Here is a 14,547-nt window from a genome sequence, read left to right as displayed (position 1 = left end):
TTTGACCACTTCTTTGCCGATTTCCGCAAATCTCTAATCTAAAAATATTTCACCCTTTTCATAGGGGTATTTTACCATGAAGATGCTTTTTGTGGCCGAAATACATATTGAAATTAGTATTTTATTATATAAAATAAATCCATCATAAATAAAACCATCAAAAAAGAAATATTAATTCTCTATTGATGGTTAATCCAATTTTAATTTAATCCTATTCTTACTTCACCGTCATGAAATATCTCTATAACATATACTAAAGATGGTGAGAATATCCATGTATCAAAACTTACAGCAGTAACATCATCAATAACTTCAAATACTTTATCTAAATCAGAATGAATTATAGGTAATGTCCCTTCGTCCCAAATTACATATACATCATTACTATCTCCATTAACATTTTGGTTTAAAAAGGAAATCAACTCATCAATTGTGTTTACTTTGGCATGATTAGTAACTTTCTCCCAATCAATACGTCCCCACTCTGTAATTGGAAAAGAACTATCAAAATCTTCTAAAATACGCTCTCTATCTAGATTATACAAGATTTTAATATTTTCACCTAAGGCTTCAATACACTCATCAATTAAACTCATTCTTAATCTCCTTATCTATTCAAATGTTTCAATAATGATTTAAAGGTATCTTCGTTTCCATCAAATGGTATGACAATTTTACGAGCATTAGCACCTTTACCATTACGCCAATCCTCAATGTTTATATGCATTCCTTTATTAGGATCATAATCTAATCTCCATCTTGCTTTTCCATCAGCAGATTGCCTACCAACTACTTTACCATATCCAGCACTTGACGGAAGAGTTCCTGTATATGGCTTGGAATTCGGTCCTAAATCACCAAGTAAATCTAGTGCTTTATTTCTAGCTTGTTCATATGTCTCGACTTTATCTAATACTTGTTCTCCCTTACCTATACCCCTAAGCATCGACCCAACATTATCGCCAGCCATAGGCTTGTCAAGAAATTTAGGACTGGACCCAGTAGCTTTAGTAGATGAGCTTTGTCTACTTGTCTTTACATCTGGACTAGCGACATGTTTTTCTGTTTTTGCCGCGTTTTTCGCAACCCTATTTACAGTTGCTCCACGATTCGGCTTCGGGGCCACATAGGTCTTTATCTTCGGTTTTGTTTTTACCGTCGCAGCTACTTTCACCTTTGCCTTACTCTGCACCTTTGGCGCCGTCCGAATCGGCTTGGTAGCTACGGTTTTTGGCTTTTTGTTGACCTTTGATGAGACCTTCTTACTCGGTGATCGCTTAATTTTCGTTGTTGCTTTTTTAGTCGATTTAACGGCTTTGTAAGCTTTCGATGTACCTTTTATAGCGGCCTTGACTGCCTTGGATGCGAGGCCTCCTCCTGGAATGAAGTTGGAGGCGATGCTGATGGCGGCGCCGGCTTTTTCGTACCACTTGGTTTTCTTGCTTTTGATGGTCTTGATGTCATCGCCGATGGCAAAGTTGTAGGTCGCCTTGGCAGCTTTTTTGACGCCTTTGCTGAGCTTTTTCAGCCATTTTGGTGCATAGCCGTCCGGGTCGATGTTGTTGACCGGATCGGATTCCGCATAGAGATAGCGGTTGAATGAGATCGGATTGTCGTCTTCTCCTTCATATTCATCTGCGACTAGGAAACGGCCGATTTTCGGGTCGTATTCGCGCCAGCTCATGAAGTAGAGCTTGGTGTCTTCATCGTATTGGACGCCGAATTTTCCGAGGTAGCGGAAAGGAATTCCTGAAAATATTAATTAAGTTTTGTGCCTGATTAATTGATTAAAATTAGAATTTACAAAGTCAAGAAAAATCCGGTTCCAAATGAAACGAAACAAACGCTCACCAATAGAATATCGATGCGCGTTTGTTTTTTAGCTGTTAACGAGTTAATTCCCATAGTATCTAATAATCTTACTTTAGATGTACTTTAAACTAAATCTTAATTGCACCTCTTTCAATCGGGTTAAACCCAGCAGGCCATTTTGTACTATTATCAAAAATCGCGTTCCTAAAATCTGCATCCATAATTCTTTGACAAGAAAATAGATTTGCACCCTTTAACAAAGAGTTTTGAAAGTTAGCTTCCCAAACGTCTGCCCTTGTTAAATTTACATTACACAAATTTGCATTTGATAGGTTAGCCGCATTTAACATTGCATCTGTAAGATTAGCAGAGACGAGATTTGCATTTTGTAATTGAGCTGTCATCAATTTAGACTCTGTTAAATCAGAATAGCTTAGATTCGTGCGCTCTAAAAATGCACCACGAAAATTTGTTCTTTTCATGCTTGCTCCTTGTAAATTGGCACCAGATAATAATGCACGATGCAACTCTAAATCGTTCAAGTTAGATTCTTCTAGAGCTTCTATGTCTAATTCAACAGAGTTTCCGGTAAGTGTATCAATAATAATCATTATCTATTCCCCCAATCAGTAGGATCAATTTTTATCTTTTTAAAATCCATCGATAATGACGAAATCCCCCCTGACCAACTTTGCTGGGCAGGTTCCTGTCCAAATACTCTCCCTGCAACGTATCGATGATTTCCTTCGACAATAATCCCTTTATCAACACGAATTGGTGGTGCAACATCACCTTTAGCTAATCTATCAACATACCTCTGAATAGCAGGCAAACTTACTGCATTTTGCATCGTTCTTAAAGGCGCATCCTTCATTGCTTCTCTAATAATTTCTTCAGTTACTTTAATGGATACCTTATTATTACCACTAGTTCCCTTTTCCCCAGCAAACAGCTGCAAATCCAATTTCATTAAAAACTGAGATTCCGCTTCTTCGGTACTTTGGGTATTGCCTCCTTTAGGTGCTTTTTTAGGAGCTACTTTTACATCTGAACTAACGACATGCTTTTCTGTTTTTGCCGCGTTTTTCGCAACCCTATTTACAGTCACTCCACGACTTGTCTTCGGTGCCACATAGGTCTTTGTCTTCGGTTTTGTTTTAACCGTCGCCGCTACCTTCACCTTCGCCTTACTCTGCACCTTAGGCGCCGTCCGAATTGGCTTGGCAGCTACGGTTTTTGGCTTTTTGTTGACTTTGGATGAAACCTTCTTACTTGGTGATCGTTTAATTTTCGTCGTTGCTTTTTTAATTGCTTTCGCTGCTTTATACGCTTTCGATGTACCTTTTATCGCGGCTTTGCCTGCCTTGGATGCGAGGCCTCCTCCTGGGAACTGTTCTCAATTGTAGATAAAATACATTTAATAGCACCTATGTTTTTTTTACGTACTCTTTAATTTAACATCCTAAATGAATTACATATAGTTCACTTCTTAGTATAACAAGTAGTTTATTTAGCATTAGTTAGTTCTTCATAAAAAACCTTGAAAGGCGATTAGCCAATCAAGGTATGGAGTATTAGAATTCTTCCAGTGAAATAGCTTCCATAAAACTACAGTAAAACTCAATAAAGTTGTATCCGTCGTTCCCACCATACCCACTGTCATCATGTACATGGTATCGTTGAATGGTATCCCACCCTAACTCTTTTTTATCATGTACTATCAAACTTCTCGTCAGGTAAAGATTTGTTATTTTTCTTACACTAAGGTCAGAAACATTAAAGTATCTGATTTTCATTTTGAATCGTTGATTTGTTTCAATAACCGAGACATGAAAAGAAAGGGTTAGTGAAGCCGTATAATTATCTTCAAAATCAGTATCCATAGTGTATTCAATTCCCACTATTTCCTTAAAAGTCCAAGAACCAAGGGCGTTTAATTTATCTGTTATTGTCTCGTAATTTTTTATAACAATCAAAAATCTTCCTCCCTCATTAATCAATAAACTTTATCTTGTTTGTTTTCCCATCAATTATCCCATGTCTCAGTCTACCATTAGAAAAGTCCATAAAATACTTTATTTCTGCTTTAACACTTTTTCCTGCATCTTGATAAATGTACTCATGCATATGTGGGTTTGTGTGATGAACAGAATTTCCATGGTCAGTATAATCAATTCTATGTTTTGGCTTACCTGCTTGGTCATAAATTACTCTGGAATTTTCTATCTGACCACTTGAACCTAACCGACTAAAATTAATCCTAGCTCCTGGTGTTCCTTGCATAGAGGCATAGTATTTTTGTAATATTCATCCGGCTGGAATGGTTCTTTAGCAAAGTCATCAACTTTACTCGTAGCCTTATCCACAACAACATCACCCGCACCATCTTCCATTATCTGTTTATTAGCTGAAGATGATTTTTTAGCTGATGAACTAGCAGACGAGCCTTTTGCCTTGTACGCTTTATTAATTTTCTAAATTTCATGCCGAGATAATAACATTATCTATCGACTTGAAATAAGAAGAGGTTTGTTCAACTCTCCACCCCTAAAAAAGCCTTAAGGCAGTTACCTTAAGGCTCATAAATTAAGAAACTATTTTTTCTATATCTTTGTCATAATCAGTTACACTATTATTAATTTCTATTAACAAAGTATCCTCATCAGTTGCAGGTTCGTAACCAATGATAATTTTTGGAATATCATAATTTCTTTTCAAATCAGCTAGAAAAAGTACTAGTTTTTTCAACCTTTCCTTATTATCGTTCTTCTCTTCCTTTAATATTTCATTTTCAGGAAAGTTAAATACAATGTCACCATATTGTTCATCAAAAGAGAAAACTATTAATACATTTTTTAATGAAATACCTAACTGCAATTCTTCTAAAAGTATATTTCCTGTGCCTTTCGGTGATAATATCTTTTCAATGCTATTCACTTGAAAAAAATCCAAATCTTTTTCCGAAATATTATCATAAAAATGTGATGTTCTAAGTTTTAATGTAGATAGTTTAAGTTCGTTGTAAATTAATTTATCAATTTCTCTCTTATTAAAATCAGTTAATATAATCTCTATATTTTCCACTTACACCCCACCTTTATTACTGGTCAATGAACCCTTTAAAAGTTCCATCAAGGTTTAATCGAACTCCACGCCCATCTGGTAGTTTTTTCTCCAAAAACTCTATACCTTTAGGATTTTTATTTTTTTTAAATCCTCCAGGTGCAGCTATTATTTCTTCAAGATGTTTCAAAGCTGTTTGATTTATTTGGTCAGGGCCGCCTTTAACTTTCCCCCAAATTTCTGGATTTCTTCCTGCATGTTTTTGTAAAGCATGACCTACAATCGTCTCTCCACCCTTTTTAGGGGCAGTTGCAGTATTTATTATAGTTTTATAATTAACTTTAACAAAATCCTTATCCACAGCATCATCCGCACTATCTTCCATAATCTGTTTATTTGATGAAGATGATTTTTTAGCTGATGAAGGTGATTTACCTGCCGTTGACGAACCACCCTTAGGCGAGCCTTTTGATGCTTTGATAACCTTTGTTTTTTCCACACGAAGGACGACAGTATTCCGCTTCGGCTTCGGCGCCACAGACGTCTTTATTGTTTTCTTCGGCTTGACCGTCGCAGTCACTTTCACCTTCGCCTTACTCTGCACCTTTGGCGCCGTACGAATCGGCTTGGCAGCTACGGTTTTTGGCTTTTTGTTGACTTTGGATGAAACCTTCTTACTTGGTGATCGCTTAATTTTCGTCGTTGCTTTTTTAGTTACTTTCGCTGCTTTATACGCTTTCGATGTGCCTTTTATCGCAGCTTTGACTGCCTTGGATGCGAGGCCTCCTCCTGGGATGAAGTTGGAGGCGATGCTGATGGCGGCGCCGGCTTTTTGGTACCATTTGGTTTTCTTGCTTTTGATGGTCTTGATGTCATCGCCGATGGCAAAGTTGTAGGTGGCCTTGGCGGCTTTTTTGACGCCTTTGCTGAGCTTTTTCAGCCATTTTGGTGCATAGCCGTCCGGGTCGATGTTGTTGACCGGGTCGGATTCCGCATAGAGATAGCGGTTGAATGAGATCGGATTGTCGTCTTCGCCTTCATATTCATCCGCGACTAGGAAACGGCCGATTTTCGGGTCGTATTCGCGCCAGCCCATGAAGTAGAGCTTGGTGTCTTCATCGTATTGGACGCCGAATTTTCCGACGTAGCGGAAAGGATTGGCTTTGACCACTTCTTTGCCGATGTCGGTTAATCCTTCTGATTTAAGGATATTTCCCCATTCATCATAGGTATATTTCGCGATGACGTTTTGTTGCGCATCGGTGATGGCGACGATGTCGCCGCGCTGGTTGTATACATAGTCATAGCTTTTTTGTTTATACTCGAAGCTTAGCAGCTGTCCGCTTGAATCCCGGTGAATATTAATTAGGTTCCGCGCGTCGTCGATGCCGGTTTTTTCCGAGATGCTGACAAGGTCTCCATTGGCATCATAGTAGTAAAGCTCTGTTCTTTCGCCTTCGGCATTGGTGACCTTTTTCGATGTTCGGTTGTCTTCACTGTCATAAGTATACTCGATTTTTTCTACTGTTTGGCTCCCTTTTTTCGTTGTAATGCTTTTCAGCAGATTAATCGATGCATATTCATAAGTCTTCTTCGTATCTACGGCCGCTTTTTTGGCATCGGCTGCGGTTGCTGCCTTTTGATGATACGTTTCTTCCTGCAGTGAACCATCTGTGCGGAATTTATAGGCAATTTTTTGATACTTGTTCGATTCTTTATCGTACTGAACGGTTGTGCTGATGCGATTGCCTGCACTATACTCATTTTCAATCAGGACTTTGCCGGATTGATCGACAGCCTTCAGCATATTACCATTTACATCATATGAATACGAAACGTTTTCGCTGCCCTGCTTGACCGATTGCAGGAAGCCTTCCTTCGTATAAGTGTAGGCTTTGTCGCCGCCGAAGGAGTTCTTCGCTGATGTAATTTGTTCCTCGCCATTGTACGTATAGCTTTCAGAGAAAATGACAGTCGCGCTGTCCCTCTTCTTCGTTTGGATTCTTGTCATTTTTTCATTTGTGCCATAATCCATATCCACTGTAAGACGAGGCCCTTTAATCGTATCCTTCAGCTCAGAAGGTGTGTACGAAATGAAATACTGCTCATTTATAGGTGTAACAATCTTTTCCTCAAGGTCATTTTCATTATAATAAACGACGGTTGAGCCTAAAGCAGAGGAGATTTCCTCGGCATTTTCGTCATCTCTGTAGATCTTTTGGGTAACGATTTTATTCTCGATCTTTTCTTCAAAAGTAAAGCGGTTGTTTGCATCGTACTTAAACATGCTTTCAGAGCGGACGAACGGCAAGGTAACGTCGCCTGATTTGTTAATCGTTTGTGAAGATTCATCATAGATCCATTTCCTGATCAAGTTGCCATTTAGATCGTAAAGGAAGCGGATGTCCGCTTTTTTCACGGTTCCTTCAGCATCTTCGTAAAATTTCGTTTGCTCGCGCACGAGTCTGCCTAATTCGTCATAGGTCAGCTCGGTATCTTTTAAAGGATGGTTAGCTGTTTTCTTCGATGACTTGTCATACACTTTGCCTTCCAGCTTCTGTTTGATAACCTCGCCGGCGCCATTGTATTCATAGGTCGTCACAAGATGGGTAGTAGATTCTGCTGTATCTTCTACTTTCTCTGTTTCTGTTAAAATCTGGCCTTCTTTATTGTACGTCCATTCGGTTGTATTGCCGTCTGGGTTTGTCTGCTTCAGCTTATCGCCGACCGCATTATATTCAAATGCTGTTTTTGTGCCCTTATGGTCAATCGTCTCTGTGACGTCTCCATTTGCATCTGTAACGGAGTACTCAACCGTCCCGCCGCTAATTGTAATCGCGGGCGTGCCAAGACCGTCATAATAGGACCATGTTTCAACAACTGGCTCGGAATTATCCTTCGTATACACATTTTCGCCAAGGTGATTGTATTTATAATGTAGCTCTGTCCCTTCAGCATCTTTTGTATGGATGAGCCTATTTTCCGAGTCAAACGTATTGACCATTGTTAGCACGTTTTTGTTGCCGGTGTTGTCCGTTTCTGTCAGCTGTCTGTTCCATTCATCGTAGGTGGCGTACATTTCACCCTTTGCTACGAGCACCTTGCTATTATTTGGTGCATCCTTTGCCGCAAAGTCAATTGTATGGATGACATTATCATTTTTATCGTAAGCAAAATATTTCTGGTTTTGCATCGGATCAATCACACGCGCGATTCGACCATAGCCGTCATGCTCTTGTGCAAGAATATGGCCATTTTCATCTGTTTCTTTAATGACGCGGCCAAGCTCATCATATTCAGTATATATCTGCGCTTGTTTTTCTTCGGTTTTTTCGACCTGTTCATTTTGATAATAGGTCATTTTTACAGCTGGGAGCTTTGTGGATAGGAGCTGACCCCATTCATTATATTCATACGATGTCAATTGTCCAAGGCTGTTCTTTTCCTTGACCACATTGCCCATGATATCGTATTCAAAGCTTTCCTCCCTGCCGGCTCGATCCTTCACTTTTTGCACTTGGAGCTTATCATTGTATGTGACTGTCTTCGTCTGATTTAGTGCGTTTGTTTCTGTTAAAGGCTGGCCGTATTCATTGTATGTGTACGTTGTTTTGCTGCCATACGGGTCAATGAGCTCAAGGACATTTTCTCCGGCCGCATCATACACATATTGCGTCGTAATATTGCTTTCCTCCAGCACAAAGTCATCAATAAATAGCGGGCTGCTGCCTTTATTCGTCACTTTTAAGCGGACATGCGTCGCATCAGCAGGGACTGCACCGCTTACTTTCGCCCTTTTCCACCCATTATCGATTGTTTGCGTTTGTGTAAATTCCTTTACGACTGCATCATTTTTAAGATATTGCAGCATGATTTCAGCATTGGCATTGCCGGATGGCGCGATACCTTCAACCATTGCTAGAACAGGGAGTCTCCCTTTCTTAATCGCCACTTTTTCAGATGAGACTGAAGCATTGGCGCTCAGCTCGATACTTTGTTTGCCTGACTTTGCCTGCGCTGTGCTTTTCTTCACCGTTCCGCTCAAAGTCCACGCGGAAAGCTCCTTATCTTCCATGCTGTAATCTTTAATGTAACTGTATAAAGGTCCGCGCTCTCCAATCGTTTTCGTCACATTACCATAGCTATCGTATTGATGCGTCTGTTTATTGCCTTCTTCATCAATGCTTTCTGTCATATTGCCTTTGCTGTCATATTTCCATTGCTTCACTTTGCCTAATGTATCTGTGCTCTTAATAATCTGTCCATCGGCGTTATATTGAGAGCTTAAAGAGTGATTCGATTTTTTGCCATTCACTGTAACAGCAGGCAAGGTTTGCTCGACGATATTCCCGTAGCTGTCATATTTATATTGCGATTGATTGCCCATCCCATCAGTCGTCGACTTCACGAGATTGTTCTCATATTCTGTTGTTATTGTTATGTTATTGCTGTCCGCTTTTGCTGCATCCGGATCTTCATTTGCAAGATAAGTACGGATAAGCGTCTGCTTAACGGCCTGTCCATTCTCATTTAAGGTGTGTTCGACATTTCCTAAATTTTTACTCGTCTTATTAGGTTCAATCGAGTTGATGGACGTGTATACTTTCTGTTGCTGTAAATCATAATGCAATGTATCAATAATAGAATCATATTTTTGCAATTTATAGTTGCTGCTAATCAATCTTGTTGATTGACTGCTTTTAATGGCAACGACACGATTCCCGTTATAAGTAAATTCGGTACGGAGGCCGTTTTCCCATATAGCGGCCGACATTTTACCATCTTTGTATTCATACTTAATATGTCCATTAGCCTGTCCGCTTTTTGTCGTTCCCTTCACGTCTGATAAAAAGCCGTCCTTATAAGTAAAGCCTATTTTATCGCCTGTGCTGTAAGTAATCGCGGAAATCAGTTTATCTGAACCATATTGGATGGCAAATGATTTTTTGCCGGCAGATACTTTCGTTAACACTTCCTGGTCATACTCATATTGAATGGACGTGCCGTTCGGTTCAGTCACCTTGACGAGTTTCCCTTTTGCATCGAATACCTTCTTCACGAGGCTGCCGTCTTTATAATCGAGTTCAAAGCCGGTGCCTGCCGCTTTTAGACTGAAGCTCGCACCTGAAGGAACACTATACTGTCCATTCGACTGCTGCTCAAATAAATGGATTGATCCATCAGCATCTGTATAGAAGACCTGTTTGCCTTTGATCTCCAGCTTTTCTTCAAGAGAAGTCATCCACCCTATGCCAAGCAATCCTTTTGCACTGCGATTGGATGCGTACGAACGGCCAAAATCGAGTGAAAACCCGGCAGAAGGCAAAGTAAAGTCAATTTCTTGCACATTCAGACTGCCATTATACAGGTTAACAAACCCGCTGCCTGTTAATACTGGAACAGAATAGGCCGGATAATAGCTCTCTGCTCCATACCAATCCTTCTCTAAGTTGTCAATCCAGATGGTGCGATATTCTAAATTTGTTTGACCTGCTTCATCTGTGGCCGCTATCCGCACGGTATATTCGCCTTTAGCTATCCCTGCGACATCCCATTCGGCAAGCACACCGTCATTTACTGCATTAGTGCCCTTTTTAATTTGCTTCCAGCTTGGCTCTTTGCCATCATTTAAGCTATAGTCGATTTGATAAGTGACATTTCCTTGATCATCTGTTATCGATCCTTCAATCTTTTTCTTCCCTGAGAAAAAATCACCGTTTGTGATATTTTTAATCGTAATATTAGGAATGGTTTGATCATAAATAATCGAATCGTGATATAGCTTTGAAATATTGCCGCTTTGATCAAGAAAACGCGCATAAACATAATGCTCGCCTTTGCTGTTTTCCAAATTCCAAGCAAAGCTTTCAGATGATTGGGCAACTTTTTTAGATTCAGAGAATTTAAGTGTGCCCTCCGCTGCATCCTTCTGCCCATTGGCCAATTGAACAAATTTATCGCCGTTGGCATTATCGAATACGTCCGCCACTTTGACAATCACATTTGAGCTGGTCGTATATTTTGCGCCATCATTAATGACGACTTTGCCGCTTGGCGCTTGCGTATCTTTTACTAGGATATTTTTTGTAATGATATTTTCCGGCGGGTTAATGTATTTCGGCTCTTTACCCTGGCCGACAACTGCTTTTAATTGATATGAACCGATTACCCCTTTTTTCGGCACCCAATCCACATAAAAGGTGACCTTTTCATTCGGCTTTACCTCTTTGCCCGTTTCCAGGTAAGCGGCAAATCCAGTCGGTGCGGTTTTATCAGGACTTGTGCTTGTGACAGACAAACTGATGTTATCGCTGTTTTTCCAAGTAGCCGTTCCGGTATTCTTTACTTCAAACCAGATTTTTTCAGGACTGCTATTGTCAATATTGCTTTCTGCCGGGATAAAATAGCTTTCAATTTGGGCGTCAAATTCCTTTCTTGCCTGCTTTGAAGCCGCAGTGGAATTATTGCTGACATTCCCGCTTTTATCAATCGCCTGCACCCATGCATAATAAGTTTTCCTTGGCTCTAAAGCACTGCCGACTGTATAAAACTGCTTCGTTGTCTCTGCACCATTGACAATATTAGCCGTATTCGGCTTATCGCCGATGTACACTTTATATTTCGCCACGCCTGTGCCGTCCAAATCAGATGAAGGCTGCCAGCCGACAGTAAAGTTCTCGATGCGGTCATTCGTAATCTGAACCCCACCCGGGACCGTCGGTTTTGTTTTGTCAGGAATGGTTGGTGTTGCAGTTGGTGATTGTGCTGTAGTTCCGTATTTGTTGTATGCAGCCACCCTAAACCAATAGTTCGTGCTCGTCTGTTTATCTCCGCCGCTGCGCTTGTAGAGGTCATTAGGATTTTCCGGAAGGTCTCTGCCATCCCCGTTTTTCCTCAAGCCATACTGCTTATTATCGATTTGTGCACGCGTTGGCCAGAGCTTCTTTCCTTTTGTGCTCCAGCTTGTCACATTGCCGACATTAAACTCTTCATAGGCTCTGCCATTATAAATCTGCACTTTATAGCCTGTTGCGCCATCGACTTTATTCCAAGTTAAATCCACATAGCCTGTACTGTTTCCATTGGAGTAGCTTGTTGCCTTTGGTGCTGCAGGCGCTTCCGAATAAGTAACCGCCAAATATGGCTTATTACTGGCTGTTTCTGAAGCGCTGTATTTTTGGTACGAGCCTGCCGTTCCTTCCGAAGTGCTTCTTAATACGATGCCATGATTGGCAAAGGAGCCTTTCGTCCAGCCATGCACGAGGTCAGTTAAATTCATTTTGAGCCATTTTGCATTTCCAGTGTTGGCTGTGGAGCCATATGAAACATCTGTATTAAAGCTTGGCTGGTTGCTGTACCTGATCTTTGTGCTGTCCCACGCCTTCGTTATTCTGTTCGCATAAACCTTTGTTGAAATCGGTTTACCGATATCGTTCCACTTATAGATGTTTAATTCAGCTTTGACTAATATTTTTCCTGATAAATTCGGAAGCGACTGGGAAAAATCGATATACGTCCTTGTCGTTCCAGTAGAAGGGGTATATCCCGTTCTTAGCTCAGGCGTCGTATAGTAATTGTTTTCTGGATAGCTTTTCATTACATACGTATCCAATGTATTGGATGCCTTCCCGCCAATATTGACAGTTGGATCAATTCTTACTGGATATTCTGTATCCTTCTCATCGAGAAACGCATCGTCCGGTTTAATCGTTAAAAGATGTCCATCCGCAGTTTCTTCAAGGTTAAATTCGATTTCTTCAGAGTATTTCCCGTTTTTATCCTCCATAAAAGGATGAGGCATCGTCCAAATAAGCTCATCTTTTTGATTATAGAAGTTGATGTTTCTCTCTTCTTTTCTAGGCTTTAGCGTCCCGGTAATTAAAAACTTAAACTCTCTTGCAGAGTCCGCATTTTTCAGCATAATATCTTCTTTGACACTGGAACTGCCAAGGCTGTATTCGAAGTCTACATGCTTAAAAATATTTTCATAGATTATAAGTCCTTCTTCTTTCTTCGCATTCACCTTTTCAGTATCGAGAAGCTTATAGCTGATTTTTTCCTTACCGAGCTTCAATGATAATAGATTTTTCTTGCTCGTATTTGCTGCAAATTTCACTTTGAAGCGATTATCTTTGTTGACAAATTTAAACTCATTTTTATCTGATTCCTTATTGAGCTCTGGCGTATTGGAAATCGGCTCCAATTCTCCATCCTTTTCATAATGAATGTCCTCAGTATAAATTTCGGTTGTGTATGTGCCATCTGAATTGAGAAAGGTTTTTGTATTTGGCTCACGCATGTCAGCCAGTTCTCTAACCTGTTCTGCCTCTACAGGTGCATTTACATCTTCTTCTGTTTGCTTTTCCTTTTTCTCAGCGCCTTCAGTAGCAAACACTGATAGATCAATCGTACTAAAAATCAACATGAATATGAGCAAGCTTTTAAATATCTTTTTTCCCACTTCAACCCTTCTCTCTAAAAAATATTACAAAGTTGTTACACATGATAGAAAAACAGCGCGACAGCCACCACCCCCTCCATGACAAGAAAAACAAATTTCCAAATCATTAATAATTTAGTAAACAAATAGATTTTATACTTAAATATTACAAAAATGCTACAAATTTCTACATACAAATTTCGACAAATACCCCATTTTTACATTAGGTAAAATATACTACAAAAATATCATTTGAAAATCTCAATAATGGAATCAAGTTTTCCGAATTTGGAATTTCGCAAACAAAAACCCCTGCCCATAATGACAGAGGATTGGCCGTTTTCGTGGAGTCATCGGCCAAACTTGCTGAAATTAAAAAAGCTTGTAGACAGTTTCTCTACAAGCGATTAGCGTTATATCAATCAAGCTTAAAATTTTCCTTTATAAATGCTTCTTCCTCAGCAAGGCTTAGTCTTCCATACGCCATTCCCGACGATCCACCTTGATATTCCCATAAATAATTATGATCGCTATCAACACTGGAAAAATTTCCGATTTTCCATTGTTCAAGCATGGCGAGTAAATCGGCTTTCCGTTCAAAATCACTATTTACAACGATTTGATATACTTGAGCAATCGTATCATGACTCATCGGAATCGCGCCTTCTTTTTTCTCAGCTCTAACTTTCTGATGGGTCATCTGATGCATCACATCAATGATTTCTTCCTGCGGAGAATTTTCACTAATCCAATCAATTTGATATTTTATTGCAGAAATCCGGGCAATGATGTCCTCTTCCAGCTGCTGCTCCGGCGTTAGGACTGTTTCCGGCGCTTTTCTATCAGCCACCTCCTTAAATGCCTGATCAGCTTGAGCAGCCTCCTCCTTTTTTCGTTCATATGACTTTGCATTGTCTGTTAACTTTTTCACACCAAATAGCAATCCAGCTAAGCAGACTACAACAATTAGAGCAGCTAATAAAAATTTTTTCATTTTTCTCTCCTAACTCTTTTTGCTGGTTTTATTATAAAATAAATATTCTTGTTGGGGCAGGGAATGTTTTCAACTTTTATTTTACTATGTGACATTATTTCTAGTACCCTGGGGTTATGGAGTCTCCTATTCGACCTTCTGTCATACTTTGGACGGCGAACGGGCGGTGAGACACCTTCTATTCGACCTTCTGCTATACTTTGGACGGCGAACGGGTGATGAGACACCTTCTCTTCGA

General features: G+C 39.9%; 9 protein-coding genes. All 9 read right to left on the bottom strand.

Features of this window, described 5'->3' with window-relative positions; genetic code table 11:
* Nucleotides 1-200 precede the first annotated feature (200 nt).
* The 9 genes from CWS20_RS24755 to CWS20_RS24715 all read right to left on the bottom strand — a co-directional run bounded on the left by CWS20_RS24755 (nt 201) and on the right by CWS20_RS24715 (nt 14,309).
* Nucleotides 201-596: a CDI toxin immunity protein gene (locus tag CWS20_RS24755; RefSeq protein WP_066200933.1), complete on the bottom strand. Its 396-nt coding sequence runs from the start codon at nt 594-596 to the stop codon at nt 201-203.
* An 11-nt stretch (nt 597-607) separates the two neighbouring features.
* On the bottom strand, nt 608-1,747 hold the full coding sequence (locus CWS20_RS29465) for an RHS repeat-associated core domain-containing protein (RefSeq protein WP_411814277.1): 1,140 nt from the start codon (nt 1,745-1,747) through the stop codon (nt 608-610).
* A 193-nt stretch (nt 1,748-1,940) separates the two neighbouring features.
* Nucleotides 1,941-2,423: a pentapeptide repeat-containing protein gene (locus CWS20_RS24745; protein WP_066200938.1), complete on the bottom strand. Its 483-nt coding sequence runs from the start codon at nt 2,421-2,423 to the stop codon at nt 1,941-1,943.
* Entirely contained in the window at nt 2,423-3,010 is a 588-nt protein-coding gene (locus CWS20_RS24740) for a hypothetical protein (RefSeq protein WP_142385418.1), read from the bottom strand. Before CWS20_RS24740 ends, CWS20_RS24745 begins: the two co-directional genes overlap by 1 nt.
* Nucleotides 3,011-3,386: 376 nt before the next feature.
* Complete coding sequence (locus tag CWS20_RS24735; RefSeq protein WP_101226422.1) at nt 3,387-3,788, bottom strand: hypothetical protein; 402 nt, start codon at nt 3,786-3,788, stop codon at nt 3,387-3,389.
* A 264-nt stretch (nt 3,789-4,052) separates the two neighbouring features.
* A complete protein-coding gene (locus tag CWS20_RS29125; protein WP_276328340.1) occupies nt 4,053-4,178 on the bottom strand; it encodes a hypothetical protein in 126 nt (41 codons plus the stop codon).
* Between the two features lie 220 nt (nt 4,179-4,398).
* Nucleotides 4,399-4,896, bottom strand: coding sequence for a hypothetical protein (locus tag CWS20_RS24725; RefSeq protein ID WP_066200947.1), 498 nt, complete (start codon nt 4,894-4,896; stop codon nt 4,399-4,401).
* Nucleotides 4,897-4,912: 16 nt separating this feature from the next.
* The gene (locus CWS20_RS24720; RefSeq protein ID WP_066200950.1) at nt 4,913-13,336 is read right to left on the bottom strand and encodes a tRNase toxin domain-containing protein; all 8,424 of its coding nucleotides are present in this window, start codon (nt 13,334-13,336) and stop codon (nt 4,913-4,915) included.
* 397 nt (nt 13,337-13,733) lie between these two features.
* Entirely contained in the window at nt 13,734-14,309 is a 576-nt protein-coding gene (locus tag CWS20_RS24715; RefSeq protein ID WP_066200952.1) for a DUF6241 domain-containing protein, read from the bottom strand.
* Nucleotides 14,310-14,547 lie beyond the last annotated feature (238 nt).

It is taken from the genome of Cytobacillus horneckiae, assembly GCF_002835735.1.
Classification (GTDB): Bacteria; Bacillota; Bacilli; order Bacillales; family Cytobacillaceae; genus Cytobacillus; species Cytobacillus horneckiae.
Note: the sequence above shows the minus strand (reverse complement) of the source record. Positions and strands in the feature narration are given on the sequence as shown.